Consider the following 22,159-nt stretch of genomic DNA (forward strand, 5'->3'; position numbering starts at 1 on the left):
TAAATTAGCGCAGTATCTCTATGGCGGTGCGTTTCTACTAAGGTTCTAAGTTTTTTTATTCTGTAGAGACGCGCTGCAATGCGTCTCCCTCGTGTAAACAATTGCGTGTAGATTTCCGATGTGTTAGACGCACTGTTGTGCGTCTAATATGTGCTGAAGAATATTTTTAAAATATTTTTTTTGCTGCTGACAAACTGTTGTCACCAGCCCATTTTACTTTTGAAGTATTAAAAATATTTAAACTTTAAAACCATGAAAACATTAGAAGCACAAGTTATTACTTCAGAAGATTTATTAAAACACTGGCAAGGACACAGAGCACTTACACGTCGTTTAATTGAGATTTTCCCAGAGAAAGATTTCTTTGAATTTTCAATTGCCGGCATGAGACCTTTCTCAAAATTAGTAGATGAGCTTTTGGCTATTGCGGTTCCAGGTTTAAAAGGAATTGTAACAAAAGAAACTGCACCATTCTCAGAAGGAACTGAAAAATTGATTTTTAAAGCGCAATATCTTGAAAAATGGGATGAGGCTACAGAAGAAATCAATAAATATTGGGAACAATTATCGGTTGAAGATTTTAGCGAAACCTTTAATCTTTTTGGACAATATGAATTTCCTGTAATTCAGAATATTTTATATTTTATCGATAATGAAGTACATCACCGTGGACAAGCTTATGTGTATTTAAGAGCTTTAAATATCGAACCACCATTTTTCTGGGAAAGATAATTGATAATTTTTTATTAACTTAATATCAGAAATCTAAAACTAAGATTATGAGTTTAAAAAAGATAATGTCCAATTTTGCAGATTATAATTTATGGGTAAACCAGCAGTTTGTAAACTGGCTTTCGCCAAAAGCTGATGAATTGCTTTATGCAGAAATGCAATCGAGTTTTCCGACCATTATGAAAACGCTAGACCATATCTGGTCTACAGAAGAATATTGGTTTTCTGTAATTTCTGAAAATGAAATGACAGTAAAGAAACCTGAAAGCGAATTGTCAAAAGAAGAAATATTTGAAGGATTGCTCAATTCATCTACAAGATTGAAACATCTTATCAACTCATTGTCAGAAGAAGATTTGATAAAAGAAGTTAAAATTACGAATCCGTGGTTTGAGTGCGAATTGCCAATTTCAGAATATTTAATTCAAGTTATCAATCATGGCACTTATCATAGAGGACAGATTGTAACCATGGGAAGAAATATCGGAATTACAGATGCTTCCAACACCGATTACAATTTTTATAATGTGATAAAACAGAAATAAATGAAAAAACTCCTGAGATACTGCTCTCAGGAGTTTTTTTATAAAAGTCTTTTTCTGTTGATTTCCAATAATTGCAGAACATTGGTTTTTAATATTTCAGGTTCAAGAATTTCTGCATAATCTCCATACATCAAAAACCATCTCGGAAAAGCGTTATTAATATCTCTGGACATAAAAGTCATTTCGATTTTTTCGCCAACTTCTTTCTGCGAAATAAAACCATGATATTTTCTTTCGGTTGCTAAATATCTGGCTATTTTACGGTCAATTAAAATACGGACTTTCGTCGTTGGATGAGTTTCAGTTTTAGTCAAATAAGTTTCCAGAGCATCATGTTCGATCGTAAAATCAGCATCTGTTTTTTTAATTCCCTGAATTCTGTCGGTTCTAAACTGTCGGTAATCTTTTCTAAGATGGCAATAACCCAGAAAATACCAATTATTATTGTCATGAAAAACTCCTACAGGTTCAAGATTACGTTCAGTGACTTCGTCTTTTTCAAAAGTTTTATAGGTCAAGAGAATTTGCTTTTTCTCTGCAATGCCTTCAAAAAGAACAGCCAAAGTGTTGGGCGAATTATCATTAAACATCGGTTCCGCATTCTGCATTACAATTCTCGATTCGATGTTCGAAAGATAATCTTTGTCATTACTTCTCAAAACAGCTTTCAGTTTGTACATTGCCGACGCATAATGCGTTCCCAAAGAAGGATCGGTAAACTTTTGCATTAATTTTTCGGCAGCAATAAAACTGCTTACTTCTTCGCGAGTAAACATAACCGGCGGAAGACGATAACCATCCATCAAAGCATAACCAACTCCGGCCTCGCTGTAAATAGGAACACCAGACGCTTCCAGAGTTCTAATGTCTCGATATATTGTTCGCAAACTGCACTCAAAACGATCGGCCAATTCTTGTGCTTTTACAATCTTTTTAGATTGCAATTGAATAAGAATAGCTACAATTCGGTCAAATCGTTTTGGGGTTTCGTCGAGCATTTTTTTAAGATTCTAAGGTTCTAAATTGCTAAGTTTATAAGCTTTTTTGTAGCTGTAAAGATTCAAAGATACAAATGAAAAAAGTAAAGCGAATAAAAAAAGCTGTTCTAAACTAGAACAGCTTTTATGTATAATCGTGGGAACGAATTAAAATCTAAACAATAATCCGAATTTTGGTTGATCGAAGATGTTTTCAAATAAATTGATGTTTAATTGGAAAGTATCTGAAGATGGACCGTTTTCTGGAGAAACACTGTTGTATGATAATAAATTAGCAAGAGTAAAAGTAACTGCAATGTTTTTAGTTAAGAAGTAATTTAAACCAACATTGATATTGGCCGTTAGACTATTGCTATCATCTGTGCCAGTAATTGGACTTTCGTATTTATTTCTGCCGTATCCTAAACCTACTTCTCCATAAGCTTTGAATCGTTTTTTATCGAGTTCCAATACATAATATCTTGCGAAACCACCGATTCCGAAAATATTAGTTTTTTCATCGGTTGCTTCAACTTTATTGCTAGAATAGCTCAATTGTCCTCCAACGGCAAATTTATCATTAAGAAAATATCCAAATTTGGGATTAAAAGCATAATAGTCTTGATCGCCTCCCGTACTAATTTGTATTGCACCTTCAATAAACATATCGCCATGGCTAAAAGTGATACCTTTTGCAGTGTTCATTTCTGCATCAACTTGATCTTGCTGAGCATTTGCAAAGTAAAATGTAAATAACGCTAGAATAACAGAAAATTTGGTTTTCATAATCTTTTATTTTTTAAAGTTGTAAGATTAAAAATACAATTTTATCTTAAATTTAACTTTAAGTTTTTGTAAAAGCGTTAAAAAACAATCGATTAAGTTAATATTTTAATAAAACGTAAGTTTTGGATTACACTTTTTAAAATATCAGAAATAGATTATATTCAAACAAAAAACCCGACAACTTTCGTCATCGGGTTTAGTCTATTATCTATGTTCTTTACTCTTTTATCTAAAAAAGACTAGTCATTCAATTTCAAAACAGCCATAAACGCTTCTTGCGGAATCTCTACGTTTCCTACTTGACGCATACGTTTTTTACCTTTTTTCTGTTTTTCAAGAAGTTTACGCTTACGCGAAATATCTCCACCATAACATTTTGCGGTAACGTCTTTACGAAGTGCTTTAATCGTTTCACGAGCGATAATTTTAGCTCCAATTGCAGCCTGAATCGGAATGTCGAATTGCTGTCTCGGAATTAACTCGCGTAATTTCTCGGTCATTTTTTTACCGATGTTGTAAGCGTTATCTTCGTGAATCAATGCAGAAAGTGCATCAACAGTTTGAGCATTTAAAAGAACGTCAAGTTTAACTAATTTTGAAGTTCTCATTCCGATAGGAGAATAATCGAAAGAAGCGTAACCTTTAGAAACTGTTTTCAAACGATCATAAAAATCGAATACAATTTCCGCCAAAGGCATGTCAAAGTTTAACTCAACACGTTCTGTTGTTAAGTAGGTTTGGTTGGTAATTAAACCACGTTTTTCGATACATAAACTCATTACGTTTCCAACAAAGTCAGATTTAGTAATGATCGTAGCTTTAATAAAAGGCTCTTCAACTCTGTCTAGTTTTGAAGGCTCTGGTAAATCTGAAGGGTTGTTTACAACAATAGCTTTTTCTGGCTCTTTTTTAGTGTAAGCCAAATATGAAACGTTAGGAACCGTGGTAATTACAGTCATGTCAAACTCACGCTCTAAACGTTCTTGGATAATTTCCATGTGAAGCATTCCTAAGAATCCGCAACGGAAACCAAATCCTAATGCCGCCGAACTTTCAGGAGTAAATACTAATGAAGCATCGTTCAACTGTAATTTCTCCATCGAAGAACGCAAATCCTCGTAATCTTCTGTATCAACAGGATAAATTCCGGCAAATACCATTGGTTTTACATCCTCAAAACCAGTAATCATATTGGTAGTTGGTACTTTTGCATCTGTAATAGTATCACCAACTTTTACTTCGCGAGCTTCTTTAATTCCAGAAATCAAATAACCAACATCTCCTGCCGAAACTACATTTTTAGGAACCTGATTTAATTTTAAAGTTCCAATTTCGTCAGCGAAATATTCGTTGTCAGTAGCCATGAATTTAATTTTCTGGCCTTTTTTGATTTCACCATTTACAACTCTAAAGATTACCTCAATTCCGCGGAACGGATTGTAAACTGAGTCAAAAATCAAAGCTTGCAACGGCTCTTCTGGATCTCCTTTTGGAGCAGGGATTTTCTCGATAATGGCAGCAAGAATGTTCTCAACACCAAAACCAGTTTTTCCTGAAGCATGAATAATATCTTCCAATTTACATCCTAATAAATCGATAATATCATCACTAACTTCTTCTGGATTAGCACTTGGTAAATCGACTTTATTCAAAACCGGAATAATTTCTAAGTCGTTTTCAAGAGCTAAGTATAAGTTTGAAATCGTTTGTGCTTGAATACTTTGAGCAGCATCAACAATCAAAAGCGCCCCTTCGCAGGCAGCGATTGATCTTGAAACTTCGTATGAAAAGTCAACGTGCCCAGGAGTATCAATTAAGTTTAAGATATATTCTTCACCCTTGTATTTGTATTCCATCTGAATGGCATGACTCTTAATGGTAATTCCACGCTCGCGCTCCAGATCCATGTTGTCAAGCAATTGTGCTTTTTCTTCACGAGCTGTAACGGTTTGTGTTGCGCCTAGTAATCTGTCCGCCAATGTACTTTTACCGTGGTCAATGTGTGCAATAATGCAAAAGTTACGTATCTTCTTCATTTTATATATCAGTTCTCTATAACGAGTTTTAGTATTTTTTGGGTATAAAACAGCCTAAAGCAATTGCTTTAAAGCATGTTATTAAGGCGCAAAGATAGCGCAAAGTTTTGGATTCTGGAATGCTGATCTTCGATAGTTGAAAGATGTGAATTAAAATTGGCGTTAAAATTCAAAATTAAACCCTTTTTCAGTTAATTTTTTGTACATCTGATCATCAAATTTATAAAGTTTAGCCGCTCTGTGCGAAACATCTTTTTGCTTTTCATCCAATGCTGTAAGCAGTTTCATGTGAAGAATTTTTCTTCTAAAATTAGATTTGTCCAATTCGATTCCAAGAATTTCTTCATATAAATGCATCAGCTGCAATAAAGTAAATTTTTCTGGAAGAAGGTTAAAACCAATTGGGGCTTGACGCACTCGGTTTCGCAATTGCAGTAAACTGAAATCGAGAATTTCGTTATGGTCAAAAATCAAATCTGGAATTTCGTTTATCTTAAACCACTTGGCTTCAAAAACCTTTAAACTGGCTTTAATATTATAATCTTCTCTATTGACCAAAGTATAATAACCAATAGTAACCACGCGTCTTTCCAGAACACGCTGCGGATCTGTAAAGGCTTTTAACTGTTCCAAATAGATGTCTTCAAGACCGGTAAGTTCCTGTAAAATGCGTTGGGCAGCATTATCTGCACTTTCATCTATTTGAAGCCATCCGCCAAGAAGCCCCCATTTGCCTTTACTTTCGCCTTCGGCATGCTGCACCAAGAGCACTTCGAGACTCTCTTTGTTAAATCCGAAGAAAACACAGTCAATCGTGATGCCGTCTACGGCTGGTTTGTGGTGGTTAGTAGTTATTTCAGTCAATTTATTGTTGTCGTGTTATTGTTGTGTATTGAAAGTTAGAACTCAAAATTGAATCCTTTTTCAGTTAATTTCTCATAGATTTCAGGATCAAACTTATATAGTTGAGCCGCTCTGTGCGAAACATCTTGTTGTTTTTCGTCTAAAGCAACCAGGAGTTTCATGTGCAAAATTTTTCTTCTAAAGTTAGGTTTGTCCATTTCGATTCCTAAAATTTCTTCATACAGCTGCATTAACTGCAATAAGGTAAATTTTTCGGGAAGCAGATTAAATCCGATTGGTGTTTGGCGAACTTTATTTCTAAGATGTTTGATGCTATACTCTAAAATCTCATTATGATCATAAATCAAATTCGGGATACTATCAATTTTATACCACTGTGCATCTGAAGCTGTAAAACCTGCTTTAATGTTATAATCTTCTCTTTTTACAAGCGCATAATATCCGATTGTGATAACGCGTCGAAGCGGAAAACGATCTGGATCTCCAAATGCTTTCAGCTGTTCCAAGTAAATATTATCAAGTCCAGTAAGCTCATTCAATAAACGGTGAGCCGCATTGTCTGTGCTTTCTTTTTTATAAATCCATCCACCCGGAAGTCCCCATTTTCCTTTACTGATACCTTCAGCGTGCTGCACCAAAAGTACTTCAAGACTGCCTTTGTCAAAACCAAAAATAACACAGTCAATCGTGATGGCATTCATCGCGCTGTTTTCGTTTTTTTGGGCAGTTTTGTCGTCTACATTTTCAACCATATATGAGATAAATTTTGACAAATTAAATAAATAAAATGATTATTAGCCTTTTTGAAAGCCTTATATTTTTTTTAGCGAAACAAAAAATTGATAATCAGTCTTTTAGAAATAAGTAAGAAAAGCTCTTTAATTCAGATAATTTCTTAAACGACTGATTGTCAATTTTATAAATCATTGATTTTTCTATATTTTTTATTTCAATTCTACTTCAGATTTTACAACATTAATAAAAATGGATTAGGATTAATCAGAATCGAAAAAAAATAACCCTAATATTTTGTTAATATAGAAAATTTGTTTTACACTTGTAGTCAAATTTACCATAAGATAAATTCAAATTGACCATAAGCAAAAAAAGAACAAACTTACACTTAACTTAAACTTACCACAAATGTTTTTTCTAAAAATTGATTTAAATAGCTTTTTGATGAGATTACCATCATCAAATTTTGCCAAAAGAATTGATTTTGAAGTTTTAAAAATGCTTGTTTTTAAAACGCCTGTTTATAGTCAGCAAGTACTAAATGTTGGAAATGAGATTCAGGCCCTCATTTTTGGCATGACCTGCTTGGGAAGTTTTCCAGATTTCTCTTAGGGTAAGAAACACTAACTATAACTTAAACTTAATCAATTCTTATTATGAAAAGCAAAAATTGTATTAAAACAACAAAGCTTCCATATTTTATGGCGGTGCTGCTTAGCGTATTTATGATGCAGTTTGGATTTGCTCAAGAATCTAAAACTGTAAGTGGGACAATTACCTCTTCCGAGGACGGATTTGGAGTTCCAGGTGCAACTGTACAAGTACAGGGAACAAAATCGAGTACTGTTACCGATTTTGACGGAAAATATAAAGTGGAGGCTAAAACAGGAGATGTTTTGGTAATCACTTTTGTAGGTTTCAAGGCGCAAAATATTACGGTTGGAACTCAAAAAGTTGTCAACGTGGTTTTGAGCCCAGAAACGGCAGAACTTAAAGAAATTGTAGTAATCGGTTACGGTACTCAAAAGAAGAAAGTAAATACTGCGGCAACTTCTTTGGTGTCTGGAAAAGACATTCAGCAGGTTGCGAGTCTTGATGTTGTAAATGCTTTACAAGGTCAAGCTTCTGGGGTTTCTGTAACTTCATCTTCTGGACAGCCAGGTGCGAATATGGTGGTAAATATTCGTGGAGCAGGTACAGCAGGAAACAGTGATCCGCTTTATGTGGTTGATGGTGTAGTGGTTGATAACGGAATCGGATATCTTGATCCATCTGTTATTGAAAGGGTTGACGTTTTGAAAGATGCTTCTGCAGCTTCTATCTACGGAGCAAGAGCAGCAAACGGAGTTATCTTGGTTACTACAAAAAAAGGAAAAGATGGTAAAATGAATGTGTCTTTCAGTTCTTATACAGGTTTTCAGCAGATTGCTAAAAAACTGGATTTGATGAATACACAAGAATATACTACAATCATGAACGAAGCTCGTGTAAATTCTGGATATACACCATTATATACAAAAGAGCAAATTGCTTCATTTCCTGATCATGACTGGCAAAAAGATTTATTCAACGAAGGTGCAATGAAACAAAATCACTCTCTTTTGATTACTGGAGGTGACGAAAAATCTACCATTGCAACTGGTTTATCTTACTACGGACAAGAAGGTATGATTGGAGGTTCTACAAACCAATCTCAATACGATCGTGTTACTTTTACAGTAAACTCTACTTCAGAAGTAATTAAAGGATATTTGAAAATTGGTGAAAACTTCACTTTATCAAACATCAAATCTAGCGGTGTTGCAGATGATGGTATTTACAGCAACGCAATCAGAAGTTTCTTAAACGCAGCTCCAATCGATCAGGCGTATGACGAAAATGGAGATTTTGCACATTCTATTATTTCTCAAGACATCAGCAATCCAGTTGGATCTTTATACTACAACAACTTCAATCAGACTAAAACAAATCGTTATGTAGGTAACATTTTTGCTGAATTAAAATTTGCAAAAAACTTTACTTTTAGAACTAGTTATGGTGTTGATATGACAGACAGCAATTACCGTTCTTTCAGACCAGTTTATTCGCTTTCTTCAAATGATAACAATACAGTTTCTAGCGTAACTCAAAGCGCGACAAAATCTTTAGGATGGATTTTTGAGAACACACTTCAATACAAATTCAACATTGCTGATGCACATAATTTTGATGTATTAGTGGGTACTTCTGCTAAAAAGAATACTTCTGATTATATGGAAGGGCAAGGAAGAAACTTGATTTTTGATGATTTTGAACATGCTTATTTAGATAACGCAAAAGATCCGACATCAAATGTGGTAAAAGGAAATCGTAAAGATTACGCAATCCAGTCTTACTTTGGGCGTTTATTGTACGATTACAACAATAAATACTTATTCTCTGCAACAGTTCGTCGTGACGGTTCATCAGAATTTGGTCCAGATAACAAATATGCTATTTTCCCATCGTTCTCTGCAGGATGGAATTTAGATAAAGAAGCTTTCTTCAAAGAAAACAAAGTTTTAAATACTTTCAAATTAAGAGCAAGCTGGGGACAAAATGGTAACGACCAATTTGCAAGAAGATTTGCTTATATGTCAACTGTAAACTCTACAGACAAAACATATCATTTTGGAACTGGTGACGAAACTCTTTTAGTAGGTTCAAGCCCTGACCAATTGGCAAACCGTAACTTAAAATGGGAAACTTCTGAGCAGTTAGACTTAGGTTTTGATGCTACTTTGTTTACCAACTTTACTTTAACTTTTGATTACTATGACAAGAAAACCAAAGATTGGTTAGTATTGGCGTCTATTCCAACTTATGCTGGAGCAACTGCACCTTACATTAATGGTGGAGACGTAAGCAATAAAGGTTTTGAAATTGGTTTATCTTACCGTACACGTTTTGGAAAAGATTGGAATTTTGCTATCAATGCAAACCTTTCTCGTAACCAAAACGAGGTGTTGAAAATTGCTAACAACGAAGGAATCATTCATGGAGAATCAAATGTATTGTTCCAAGGTTTAGACGAGATGAATCGTGTTGAGGTTGGAAAACCAATGGGTTATTTCTACGGATTAAAAACAGACGGAATTTTCCAAAATGCTACTGAAGTTGCAGCGGGTGTTCAGCCAAATGCACAGCCAGGAGACGTTCGTTTCGTAGATTTAAATAATGACGGAAAAATCGATGCAAACGACAAAACGCAAATTGGTGATCCAAACCCAGATATTAACTATGGTGTTAATTTAGAATTATCATACAAAGCTTTTGATTTCTCTATTAATACTTACGGTATCGCAGGAGGACAAAACGTTTTTGGAGTTCACGATTACACGCGTGCTTACACAAACAACACTACAGAAGTGTTAGGAAGATGGACAACTGAAGGAACTTCTAACAGAATTCCAAGAGTAACTTACGGAACTGATGCAAACGGAAACTATACTAAATTCTCAGATTTATATATTCAGGATTCAGATTTCTTCAGAATTAAAAATGCTACAATCGGGTGTGATTTAACAAAGCTGACAACAAAACTTAGTTTCTTCAGTAAATTCAGATTATATGTTGCAGGAAATAACCTTTATACATTCACAAAATACAAAGGAATGGATCCAGAAATTGGTTTCGGAAACGTAAATCAGTCTTGGGCTAAAGGAATTGATGTTGGATATTATCCGCAGCCAAGAACCTATTTGATGGGTCTGAATGTTAACTTTTAAAATTTGAAAATCATGAAAAGATATATAAAATTATTTGCGCTTTCAAGCCTACTTACTTTAGGTGCTTGTTCGCAGGATTTCTTGGAAAACGAACCATATACAGATAAGGTAACAGAGAATTTTTATAAAACACCTTCTGATGCTTTTGAAGGTCTTGTAGCAGTTTACGATATTTTGCAGCGCGAGGCATACGGCGGACCTTTATTAATAAGTGAGCAAGCTTCTGACAATTGCTTTGGTGGTTATGGTATTGCCGATGCTCAAACCGATATTGAATGGGATCGTTTCTTGTATGTTTCAGACAAAGACATGAACAAAGATGTTTGGGCTAATGCTTATTTAGGAATTTACAGAGCTAACATTTTGTTAGAAAATTTAGATAAAGTAAACTGGGGATCTGATACTGCTTTGAAAACTCGTTACGAAGCTGAAGCACGTTTCTTAAGAGCGCATTTCCATTTTACTGCGGCTAAAATGTTTGGAGATATTATTCCTCTTGATCATACTGTAACAACAAGCGAGTTCGAGTTGCCAAGACAAGCTGCAGAAGTTACTTATGCTTTAATAGCAAAAGATTTAAAATTTGCGGCAGACAATCTAGGGCCAGAAAACTACTCACAAGCGGGAAATGCTAATTACGGTCGTATTACAAAATGGGCTGCAGAAGCATATTTAGCTAGAACGTTCTTATTTTATACAGGAGCATACGGCAAAACAGATTTGGCGGGTGTGGTTTCTAAAGCTGAAGCAACTGCTTACATTAACGATGCAGTAAACAACAGTGGACATGGTTTAGTTGCTGATTTTGCTAATCTTTGGTTAGCAGCTTCTTTCGAAAACTTTGCTGGAGAAGATAATACTGAAATGGTTTGGGCAGTTCGTTTTAACGGTTCAGGAAAAGGAAACTGGGATCTTCATGAAGGAAACCGTTTCCAAGTAAATATTGCGCCACGTGGAGGTTCAATTGGAAAATATGCAACAGGATGGGGAGGAGCTACGGTTAATCCTGCATTAGTAAATGCTTATGAAACGGGTGATACTAGAAAAGCGGCTTCATTTATTGATTATGCAGGCGAAAATTTAAATTTTGATGCACAAGCTAGAGAACAACGCCAGTACACAGGATATTCTTGGAAAAAATATTGCCCAATTACAAACGCAGCAGGAACGGCTGTTGTAGAAGCAAACGGAGGAAATTTCCAAATTGACAACTACCAAGATTATGCGATTATTCGTTTCTCTGATGTATTGTTAATGGCTGCCGAATTGAATTTAGCATCTAACCCAGCTTTAGCGCAAGCAGATTTTGACAGAGTGCGTGACCGTGCTTTTAAAAATACGACTCACAGAAAAACAGCTAGTATCGAAAACATCATGAAAGAGCGTCAATTAGAATTGGCTCTTGAAGGACTTCGTTATTTTGACTTAATCAGACAAGGAATGCCTGCAATGAAAGCTGCTATTGATAATACTACAGGTGGTTCTCAGTTTGCAGTTACTTTTAGAACAGAGACTCAAGGCTGGTTCCCATTACCGCAATCGCAGATCATTCTTTCAAATGGTACAATAACTCAAAATCCAGGCTGGAATTAATTCAAAACAAAATGACTATGAAACGTATATTATATATTTTAATAGCAGCTGTTACAATTGGTTCGCTGTTATTTTCTTGTGAGGCAATTGAGGATCGCGAAAGCCTTCCAGCAGTTACTTTAACACCAGAGACACTTAAGTTTTCTATCACGCAAGATGCTACAAACAAAAATCTTGTAAATTTTAAAAGTGACGACCCGACTGTTATTCCATTTTGGAAATATGTAGATGCAGCAGGAAATGAATTAGGCCATTCTAACAAAAGCAGCGATCAAGTAATTTTGCCTTTTGCCGGAAAATATACTATTTATTACACTGCTTACACAAGAGGAGGTTCTGTAGAAGCTGCTCCAGTTGTGGTTAATATTGCCGAAAATGACGAAACTTATTTTAGAGATCCAAAATGGCAAATGCTAACAAATGGCGTTGCTGGAAAAACTTGGGTTTTAGATTTTACAGATCCAGTTGGATGGGCTGGTTTAGATTATCCAGCTACATCTGGCGATAACTGGAGCTGGCTGCCAGATTATGCAAGCAACTCTTGGGTAATGGCTAACAAAAACTGGGGAGAAATGTATTTTGATTTAAATGGAAATTACAATACATCGGTTACTCAAACAGCGATTGCAAACAACAATCAAACAACAAAAAAAGGAACCTATTCATTTGATATTGCAAATAATAAATTGGTTTTTAACGGTGGAGTACAAATGCTTTACGGTGGAGACTATTATGGAGACTGCAGCAACTGGATCAGCGTAAAAGTGGTTGAGCTTACAGCAACATCTTTGAGATTAGCAGTAGTGCGTGACCAAAGCAGAACTGGTGAAGGAGTTTGTCTAATTGTATTCCACTACAAGCCGAAATCGTAAGTTAGTTAGTTTTGAAGTCTCAGTCCTAAAAGCATTCGTAATGTTCTTTAAGACTGAGACTTAAATTATTTTATGAGGAAATAAATGAAACCGTTTTTTATTTCTATCTTCAAATTCCAAAAAAAATAAAAAGTACCTATGCATATTAGAAAAAACATAAAAAACATAAGTTTATGGGCAATCGCAATTGGAGTTTTTTTCTTGAATTCCTGCACTAAAAAAGAAGATGCGTTTGTAAACCGAAAAGTTTCTTTTAATGCAGATTGGAGTTTCCATCTAAATGATAGTATTATTGATAAAGATACTATTGGAACTTCAACAAAATGGAGAACTTTAGACGTTCCTCACGATTGGAGCATCGAGGGGAAATTTGATGAAAAAAGTCCTGGCGGTTATGGCGGAGGATCTCTAAATGGAGGTTTAGGCTGGTACAAAAAAACATTCAAAGTAGCTGCAGAAGACAGCACAAAAATCACTTCTATAACTTTTGACGGAGTATATAGAAACAGTGAAGTTTGGGTAAATGGTCATTACTTAGGAAAACGTCCAAACGGATATATTGGTTTTCAATATGAAATTACTCCATACTTAAATTACGGAGACAAAAACAACGAAATAATTGTTAAGGTTGACAATTCAAAACAGCCTAATTCACGCTGGTATTCAGGTTCAGGAATTTTTAGAAATGTCTGGATCGAAACAACAGACAAACTTCATGTGGGACAATGGGGAACTTATATTACAACTCCAAAAGTTACGGCGGAAAAAGCTTCTGTAAGTATTGAAACCACAATAAAAAATCAATACAAAGAAGGTAAAAAAGCAACGGTAACTACCACCATTTTTAAAGAAGACAAAAAAGTAACCTCAGTTACTCAAGATATAACCATCAATGCCAACGAAAATCAAACGTTAAATCAATTGGCAGAAGTTGAAAATCCGATTTTATGGTCAGATGAAAAACCAGAATTGTACACAGCAGTTACCGAAATTTCGCTTGACGATAAAATCATTGATCAATACAAAACCACTTTTGGAATCAGAGATTTTAAATTCGATTTGAACAAAGGTTTTATTTTGAATGGAAAACAAGTCAAAATAAAAGGGGTTTGTATGCACCATGATTTAGGTCCGTTAGGTTCTGCAATCAACACGCGTGCAATCGAGCGTCAGTTAGAGATTCTGAAAGAAATGGGCGTAAACGGAATCAGAACTTCACACAATCCGCCTGCTCCAGAACTTTTAGAACTTTGCGACAAAATGGGTTTCATTGTCATGGATGAAGCTTTCGATATGTGGAAACAAACGAAAACCAAATACGATTACGGAAACGATTGGGATAAATGGCACAAACAAGATTTAATTGATCAGCTGTTGCGCGACCGAAATCATGCCAGTATTTTTATGTGGAGTATCGGAAATGAAATTCCAGAACAATGGAATGAAAAAGGTGTTGAAATTGCAAAAGAATTGGCAGCAATTACACGTCAATACGATAAAACGCGTCCGCTTACGGCTGGAATGAATCCGCCAGTAAATATGAATATTGATGCGGTAACTTTGCAATTTGAGAAAAAAGATGTTTCGATTAATCCGCTTGCGGGATCTGGAGTTTTAGATTTAATCGGATATAATTATGCGCATCAAACATTCGAACATCATCTGAAGAATTTCCCAAACACGCCTTTCATTGCAACTGAAACGACTTCAGGTTTGCAGACAAGAGGCTATTATGATGCTGTTTCTGATACAATAAAAAAATGGCCGGTAAGATGGGATCTTAAATTTACAGAAGGAAATCCAGGAAATACCGTTTCGGCTTACGATCAGGTGCAGACGCCTTGGGGATCTACACATGAAGCGACTTGGAAAATCATAAAAAAACATGATTTCTTGGCAGGAATGTACGTTTGGACAGGTTTCGATTATATCGGAGAACCAACTCCGTACGAATGGCCGTCTGTAAGTTCGTATTTTGGAATTGTTGATTTAGCCGGTTTTCCGAAAGACGTTTATTATATGTACCAAAGCGAATGGACAGACAAAACAGTTCTTCACATTTTCCCGCATTGGAACTGGAAAGCAGGACAAACCGTTGATGTTTGGGCATACTATAATAAAGCCGATGAGGTGGAACTTTTCGTAAACGGAAAATCAGTTGGAAAAAGAAGCAAAAAAGGAGACGATTTACACGTAATGTGGAGAATTCCTTTTGAAGCAGGAACTTTAAAAGCCATTTCTCGTAAAGACGGAAAAGTAGTTTTAGAAAAAGAAATTAAAACGGCTGGAAATCCTTCGCAACTAAAACTAAGTGCTGATAGAAGTACCATAAAAGCAGACAAAAACGATTTGTCATTTATCACAGTTGATATTTTAGATGATAAAGGAACGATTGCACCAAATGCGAATAACGAAATAAATTTCTCTTTAAAAGGAAATGGAAAAATAGTAGGTGTTTGCAGTGGAGATCCTGTTAGTCATGAATCGTACAAAGGAAATAAACATACAGCTTTGGCTGGAAAATGTTTGGTAATTGTACAATCTGGAGATAAATCTGGAAGATTGGAATTAACCGCTAAAGCGAATGGACTAAAACAAGCCACAATCGTAATTGCAGCAGAATAAAATACCACGTTCCTGCAAGGTTTCCAGAACCTTGTAGGTATTAATTATAAGTTTCGAATAAATAACAAACCTACAAGGTTTTGGAAACCTTGCAGGACGGAAAATATAAAAATTAACTAATGAAAAACTCACAACTAACCGCATTGTTTTCAGCTTTTATGCTTGGATTTGTTTTGACGCCAAAAGCATCAGCGCAGATTCAAAATGCAGATGTGCTGAATGCACCAATAGATATCAGTAAAGATTTTCAGAATTATCTGAACACTTTTTATTTCGCAGACGAACTGGCTTCTTTTGATCCTGCAACGGGAAAAGGAACGATCAAATATCTGAGATACAATTACAAAACACGTCAGGCTTTCAACAACATGATGATGAAACCAGATGTTGAAAAAGCAAACGAATTTCCAACAACAGAATATGCAGAATCTCCTGTTTTGCCATTCGAAATTCAGTTTGTTTCAGATAGAACGGTTCGTATCAAAACGACTTCTGGACCACAATTTCATCCTCAGGCAGCATCTTTAATGTTGGTTGACGGCGTTGCGCCAAATCATCCAGAATTATGGAAATATGCTAAAATCGAAGGTGGTCACAGTTACACTAGCAAACACGGAAGAGTTGAAATTTTGACAAAACCTTGGCACGTAAAAATCTACGATGAAAAAGGAAAATTACTAACAAGCACACTTCACGATACAGACTTTAAAAACACTTATACACCAACACTTCCATTTTCTTATGTTCGTAGAAACAGCGATTACTCAAGAAGTATGGGCGCGGCTTTTAGTTTAGAACCAGACGAAAAAATATTTGGTTGCGGTGAATCATTTACACAATTCAACAAACGCGGTTCAAAAGTAGTTTTATGGACGGATGACGCAAACGGAATCCAAAATGAAACAATGTACAAACCAATTCCGTTTTACATGAGCAGTCGCGGTTACGGTGTTTTCATGCACCATTCAACGCCAATTACGGTTGACTTTGGAAAATATTTTTCAAGTGCTAACGAAATGTACATTGGAGACGACGAAGCCGATTTGTTTTTCTTTATCGGAGAACCGAAAGACATTTTAGATCAATACACAAATCTGACAGGAAAAGCGGCAATGCCACCACTTTGGTCTTTCGGTTTCTGGATGAGCCGAATTACCTATTTCTCAGAAAAAGAGGGACGTGACGTTGCGAGAGATTTACGTAAATATAAAATCCCAACCGATGTAATTCACTTCGATACAGGTTGGTTTGATGTAGATTGGAGAAATAACTACGAGTTTGCAAAATCTCGTTTCCCAGATGCTACAAAAATGATGTCTGATTTGAAGAAAGACGGATTCCAAGTTTGTCTTTGGCAGTTGCCTTATTTCACACCAAAGAACACTTTGTTCCCTGAAATCATGGATAAAAACTTAGCGGTAAGAGACAGAAAAGGAAATCTTCCGTATGAAGATGCTGTTTTAGATTTCTCAAATCCGGAAACGATTTCTTGGTACCAAGGAAAATTGAAAAAATTATTTGATGAAGGTGTAGCAGTTTTTAAAGTAGATTTTGGAGAAGCGGCACCGCCAGACGGAATTTACCATTCTGGAAGAACGGGTTTTTACGAACATAATTTATACCCATTAAGATATAACAAAGCAGTTGCAGAAATCACGCAAAAAGAAAAAGGATATACTTTAATTTGGGCAAGAAGTACTTGGGCAGGATCACAGCGTTACCCTTTACATTGGGGAGGAGATTCTGAAACTACAAACGGAGCGATGTCTGCAGAATTACGTGGCGGACTTTCTCTTGGACTAAGCGGATTCAGTTTCTGGAGTCATGACGTTGGAGGTTTCGCAACAAAATCGCCTGAGAATATTTACAGAAGATGGACACCTTTCGGAATGTTGACTTCACACGTAAGAAGCCACGGAGAACCGCCTCGAGAACCTTGGTTGTACAGCAAAGATTTCTTGGAAGGATTTAGAAAAGCAGATAATATGCGTTATGAATTAATGCCATATATCTACGCTCAGGCAAAAGAAAGTTCTCAAAAAGGATTGCCAATGATGCGTGCTCTTTTTGTAGAATATCCAAACGATCCGGGAGCTTGGTTAGTTGACAATCAATATTTATTTGGTTCAAGTATGTTGGTTGCGCCACTTTTTGAAGAGGTTGAAGAAAGAGATGTTTACCTTCCAGAAGGAACTTGGATCGATTACCAAACTAAAAAAGTGTACCAATCGGGATGGCATAAAATCAAAGCGGGCGAAGTGCCAATCGTAGTTTTAATTAAAGATGGAACAGCAATTCCGCACATTGGTTTAGCACAGTCTACAAAAGATATGGATTGGAGCAAATTGACTTTAAAAGTGTATGCAAGCGATAAAACGACTTCGGCAACAGCCAAAGTATTTTTACCAGAAGGTGACGCAGTACAAGAAATAAAAGTGAATAAAAACGGAAACAATTTCGATGTTGCAACAAATCCATTAAACGGAAAAACCACTTTTAAAACAGAGTGGATTAAATAAAAAAGTTAGCCACGAATTTGACGAATTCCCACGAATTGAATTTGTGATAATTTGCGGAATTTGTGGTGAAAAAAAAATAAAATTTTTTAAACACATAGAAACATAGATTTTTGTTTTTGAATAAAAGAAATTGGAAAGAAACTAGTTTCTCACACATAGAAAGCTATGTGAATTTAAACAAGTGAAACGCCTCTTTTAAAGATTCCAATAAACTATGTTTCTATGTGTTAAAAAATATAGCCAGCATTTAGGCAAAAAATATAATACCAAAAAACATGAAAAACTATCTAATTCTCCCAGCCGCATTGTTTTCAATAGCAATAGGCTACAGTCAAAAAACGAAAAACGCTTACGAATTGGCATCGCCAAACGGAAAGAATACAATCAAATTTGAGCTGGTAAAAAACGCTCCAAAATATGCAGTTTCTCACGGAAAAACAGAAGTAATTTCTCCGTCTGATATGGGATTTGTATTGAAAGGAAATGAAGACTTAAGTTCAAACTTTGAAATAAAAGGAGCAAAAACTTCTACGTTTGACGAGACTTGGGAACAAGTTTGGGGAGAAAAGAAAAACATTAGAAATCACTACAATCAATTGGTAGTCGATTTACAGCAAAAGACTGGAAACAAAAGAAAATTACAAATTCAGTTTCGTGCTTTCGACGATGGAGTAGCTTTTAGATATGTTTATCCAAAGCAAAATGTAAAAGACAGTATTTTCATCATGGATGAAAAAACAACTTTCAACCTAAAAGAAGACGGAAAAGCGTGGTGGATTCCGGCAAACAGAGAAAACCGTGACGAATATCTTTTCAAAGATGCTCCGGTAAGTACTTTGGATACGGTTTTGACCCCATTAACAATCGAAAGTAAAAGCGGATTAGCATTAAGTTTCCACGAAGCGAATCTGATCGATTTTGCCAGTATGACTTTGGTCAATAATAAAGGAACAGAATTAAAGTCAGATTTGGTGCCGTGGCCTGATGGAGTAAAAGTTCGTGTAAAAGATACTTTCACTTCTTCCTGGAGAACACTTCAAATTGGAGAAAATCCGGGAGAATTGATCACTTCTTATTTGGTTTTAAACTTAAACGAACCAAACAAATTAAAAAATACAAATAGTTATTTCAAACCATACAAATATTTAGGAATTTGGTGGGGAATGCATATCGGAAAATATACTTTCTGGGAAAGCGACAAACAAGGTGCAACAACCAAAAATGCTGAAACATATATCGATTTTACAGCAAAAGAAGGTTTCAACCATTTATTAATCGAAGGATGGAACAAAGGTTGGACGCCAGGTTGGTATGAAAACCGTATGCACATGTTCAGCTTTACGAAAAGTGCTGACAATTTCGATTTAGAAAAAGTAGTGGAATACGGAAAGAAAAAGAATATTGAATTAATCGGATATCACGAAACAGGCTCGAACTTAATTAACTATTTAAAAGAAGTTGACGAAGGTTTTGCTTTATACAAAAAGCTAGGAATCCACACTGTAAAAATTGGTCACGTTGGTTCTAAATTGAATATGAAACAAATGCACTTCGGGCAGTTTGGAGTGAATTATTTCAGATACATTTTAGAAAAAGCAGCACAATACGATTTAGCGGTTTTATACCACGAATCGATAAAAGATACAGGAGAAAGAAGAACTTTCCCAAATATGGTTTCAAGAGAAGCAGCGCGTGGACAAGAATATAACGCTTGGAGCGAAGGAAATCCGCCAAACCATTTAAGTATTATTCCGTTTACTAGATTGCTTTCTGGACCAATGGATTTCACGCCTGGAATTTTTGATGTTGAGGTAAAACAAGGTTACCCAGGAAAAAGAATTCAAGGAACAGTTGGACAGCAATTGGCATTGTATGTTACAATTTATTCTCCAATTCAAATGTTAGCCGATCTTCCTGAAAACTACGAAGGAAAACCAGCTTTACAATTCTTAAAAGATGTTCCAACAGATTGGGAAGACACTAAAATCTTAGAAGGAAAAATTGGTGAATACATTACAACTGCAAGAAAAGACAGAAACAGCGCTGACTGGTATTTAGGAACTTTAACAAATGAAAAACCTAGAAATGTAGAAGTTTCATTATCATTCTTAGATCCAAGTGCGACTTACGAAGCTCAGATTTATGTAGATGCCGAAGGAACAGATCAAACGCATAATCCAGAAGCAGTAGCAATTTCTAAGAAAACAGTAAAAGCGTCAGATAAATTACAATTGAAATTAGGCGGTGCAGGCGGTGGAGCTGTGAGATTCAAAAAAATATAATTATTAATTTTCTGTAGAGACGCACTGCAGTGCATCTTTATCAGATGTTAAACCCGACAGGTTTTTAAAACCTGTCGGGTTTATAACGCAACGATTAAATATCCTAACAGGTTTCCAAAACCTGTTAGGTATCAATATCACATTACAGTTAAAGAAACTTTTAGATTGGGAAAAATAAATACCTAACAGGTTTTGGAAACCCGTTAGGATAACAAAAAAACACATTTTCAGATGAAAAGAATTTTAATACTATTAGTTTTAATTCATTCAATCCAAATCATTGGGCAAAACAATAATGCTGAAAATCGAATTATAAAAGTAGATTTCAAAAAAGAGGCAGGAAAATTAAACACCATGTTTAAAGAATGCATCGGAGCCGGAAGAGCAAACGAAGGTCTACGCGCCGATTGGCAGCAACAATTGGCATTGGTTAAAAAAGAATGCGATTTTAAATACATCCGTTTTCATGGTTTATTGTCTGATGATATGGCCGTTTATCGTGAAGATGAAAAAGGAAATCCAGAATACAACTACCAATATGTAGACGTTTTGTTCGATTATATTGTAAGTCTGAAAATGAAACCGTTTGTGGAATTAGGTTTTATGCCTAATGCACTAGCAAGCGGAAAAGAAACGATTTTCTGGTGGAAAGGAAATGTTACGCCTCCAAAAGATTATAAAAAATGGGAAGATTTAATTAGAAATTTAACCCAGCATTTTAAAGAACGTTACGGAGATGAAGAAGTAAAAACTTGGTATTTTGAGGTTTGGAATGAACCGAATTTATCCCCAGGTTTTTGGAGCAGCACACAAGAAGAATATTATAAATTATACGATTACGCAGCTCGCGGTGTAAAAGCAGTAAACAAAGCTTATAAAGTCGGCGGGCCAGCAACGGCAGGTTCTGCTTGGGTTTCAGAATCTATTGATTTTTGTGCGAAGAATAATGTTCCGATGGATTTTGTTTCGACACATACTTACGGAGTAAAACACGGATATTTGGATGAATTCGGAACTTCGGGAACGATTTTAAATCAAGACGAATGGAGTGTAAGCGGTGAAATCATCAATTCTAGAAAATTGATTACGGAATCGGCTAAACCGAATTTAGAATTGCATTATACGGAATGGAGTACATCTTATACGCCAGCAGATCCAATTCACGATAGCTATCATTCGGCAGCGTATATTTTGCAAAAATTAAAACAAGTTGGAAATGCCGCAAACTCGATGTCATATTGGGTTTTTACCGATATTTTTGAAGAAGCGGGCCCAAGATTTACGCCTTTTCACGGCGGTTTCGGATTGTTAAATACGCAGGGAATTAAAAAGCCAGCTTATTTCTCTTATTATTTAATGAATAAATTGGGAGAAACAGAACTTCAAAATTCTGATAAAGCTTCTTGGACTTCGAAAAATGCAAAAGGAGATGTTCAGGTTTTATTATGGGATTTTACCAATACACATCCAGGAGATAAAGAACTAAATCAGACGTATTACATTAAAGATCTTCCATCAAAAGAAAAAGGAAAAGTGAAAGTCGAAATTGATGGAATACAAAAAGGAAAATATCTTTTAGAAATTTACAAAGTAGGTTATAAAGTAAATGACGCTTACGCGGATTATCTAGCAATGAACAAGCCGAGTCAGTTAACACGTGAGCAAGTCAATTCTATAAAAGAGAAAAATAACGGCGCACCAATTTCGACAGAAAAAATTACAATTGACGGAAAAGGAACTTTCAGCAGAGAATTTAAAATCAACGAAAATGATGTTGTAATGCTGAATTTAATTAAACAATAATAGAGAGAAAACCACAACATAAAAATAGTATTAACGGTATTTGA

At 35.5% G+C, this 22,159-nt stretch carries 15 protein-coding genes; 10 read left to right on the plus strand and 5 right to left on the minus strand.

The window, feature by feature from the left end:
• The first annotated feature begins 252 nt into the window (after nucleotides 1-252).
• Together RB618_RS06390 and RB618_RS06395 are read left to right on the plus strand one after the other, a co-directional pair.
• A complete protein-coding gene (locus tag RB618_RS06390) occupies nucleotides 253-732 on the plus strand; it encodes a DinB family protein (protein WP_308067993.1) in 480 nt (159 codons plus the stop codon).
• A gap of 47 nt (nucleotides 733-779) precedes the next feature.
• Nucleotides 780-1,277, plus strand: a complete 498-nt coding sequence (locus RB618_RS06395) for a DinB family protein (RefSeq protein ID WP_308067994.1) — start codon at nucleotides 780-782, stop codon at nucleotides 1,275-1,277.
• A gap of 38 nt (nucleotides 1,278-1,315) precedes the next feature.
• Here the strand turns inward: RB618_RS06395 and RB618_RS06400 are convergent, their stop codons facing one another.
• The 5 genes from RB618_RS06400 to RB618_RS06420 all read right to left on the minus strand — a co-directional run bounded on the left by RB618_RS06400 (nucleotide 1,316) and on the right by RB618_RS06420 (nucleotide 6,692).
• On the minus strand, nucleotides 1,316-2,275 hold the full coding sequence (locus RB618_RS06400) for a YafY family protein (RefSeq protein WP_308067995.1): 960 nt from the start codon (nucleotides 2,273-2,275) through the stop codon (nucleotides 1,316-1,318).
• Between the two features lie 147 nt (nucleotides 2,276-2,422).
• Entirely contained in the window at nucleotides 2,423-3,040 is a 618-nt protein-coding gene (locus tag RB618_RS06405) for an outer membrane beta-barrel protein (protein ID WP_308067996.1), read from the minus strand.
• Between the two features lie 239 nt (nucleotides 3,041-3,279).
• Nucleotides 3,280-5,076, minus strand: coding sequence for a translation elongation factor 4 (lepA, locus tag RB618_RS06410; RefSeq protein WP_308067997.1), 1,797 nt, complete (start codon nucleotides 5,074-5,076; stop codon nucleotides 3,280-3,282).
• A 162-nt stretch (nucleotides 5,077-5,238) separates the two neighbouring features.
• Nucleotides 5,239-5,940, minus strand: a complete 702-nt coding sequence (locus RB618_RS06415) for an NUDIX domain-containing protein (RefSeq protein WP_308067998.1) — start codon at nucleotides 5,938-5,940, stop codon at nucleotides 5,239-5,241.
• Between the two features lie 35 nt (nucleotides 5,941-5,975).
• Entirely contained in the window at nucleotides 5,976-6,692 is a 717-nt protein-coding gene (locus RB618_RS06420; protein ID WP_274254685.1) for an NUDIX domain-containing protein, read from the minus strand.
• Nucleotides 6,693-7,083: 391 nt separating this feature from the next.
• On the opposite strand from RB618_RS06420, the gene RB618_RS06425 reads away from it, so the two are divergent.
• The 8 genes from RB618_RS06425 (at nucleotide 7,084) to RB618_RS06460 (ending at nucleotide 22,115) form a co-directional block, all read left to right on the plus strand.
• Entirely contained in the window at nucleotides 7,084-7,287 is a 204-nt protein-coding gene (locus RB618_RS06425) for a hypothetical protein (RefSeq protein WP_308067999.1), read from the plus strand.
• A 44-nt stretch (nucleotides 7,288-7,331) separates the two neighbouring features.
• Complete coding sequence (locus tag RB618_RS06430) at nucleotides 7,332-10,421, plus strand: TonB-dependent receptor (RefSeq protein WP_308068000.1); 3,090 nt, start codon at nucleotides 7,332-7,334, stop codon at nucleotides 10,419-10,421.
• Between the two features lie 12 nt (nucleotides 10,422-10,433).
• A complete protein-coding gene (locus RB618_RS06435; RefSeq protein ID WP_308068001.1) occupies nucleotides 10,434-12,014 on the plus strand; it encodes a RagB/SusD family nutrient uptake outer membrane protein in 1,581 nt (526 codons plus the stop codon).
• Nucleotides 12,015-12,031: 17 nt separating this feature from the next.
• Nucleotides 12,032-12,886 (plus strand): hypothetical protein, encoded by an 855-nt coding sequence (locus RB618_RS06440; protein ID WP_308068002.1) that lies wholly within the window; start codon nucleotides 12,032-12,034, stop codon nucleotides 12,884-12,886.
• 138 nt (nucleotides 12,887-13,024) lie between these two features.
• The gene (locus RB618_RS06445) at nucleotides 13,025-15,511 is read left to right on the plus strand and encodes a glycoside hydrolase family 2 TIM barrel-domain containing protein (RefSeq protein WP_308068003.1); all 2,487 of its coding nucleotides are present in this window, start codon (nucleotides 13,025-13,027) and stop codon (nucleotides 15,509-15,511) included.
• Between the two features lie 119 nt (nucleotides 15,512-15,630).
• Nucleotides 15,631-18,030 carry an alpha-xylosidase gene (locus RB618_RS06450; RefSeq protein ID WP_308068004.1) on the plus strand — a complete coding sequence of 800 codons (2,400 nt, stop codon included), beginning with the start codon at nucleotides 15,631-15,633 and terminating at the stop codon, nucleotides 18,028-18,030.
• A 275-nt stretch (nucleotides 18,031-18,305) separates the two neighbouring features.
• Nucleotides 18,306-20,312, plus strand: a complete 2,007-nt coding sequence (locus tag RB618_RS06455; protein ID WP_308068005.1) for a glycoside hydrolase family 97 protein — start codon at nucleotides 18,306-18,308, stop codon at nucleotides 20,310-20,312.
• A gap of 231 nt (nucleotides 20,313-20,543) precedes the next feature.
• Nucleotides 20,544-22,115: a glycoside hydrolase gene (locus tag RB618_RS06460; RefSeq protein WP_308068006.1), complete on the plus strand. Its 1,572-nt coding sequence runs from the start codon at nucleotides 20,544-20,546 to the stop codon at nucleotides 22,113-22,115.
• Nucleotides 22,116-22,159 lie beyond the last annotated feature (44 nt).

It is taken from the genome of Flavobacterium sp. LHD-85, assembly GCF_030929595.1.
In the GTDB taxonomy this organism is placed as follows: Bacteria; Bacteroidota; Bacteroidia; order Flavobacteriales; family Flavobacteriaceae; genus Flavobacterium.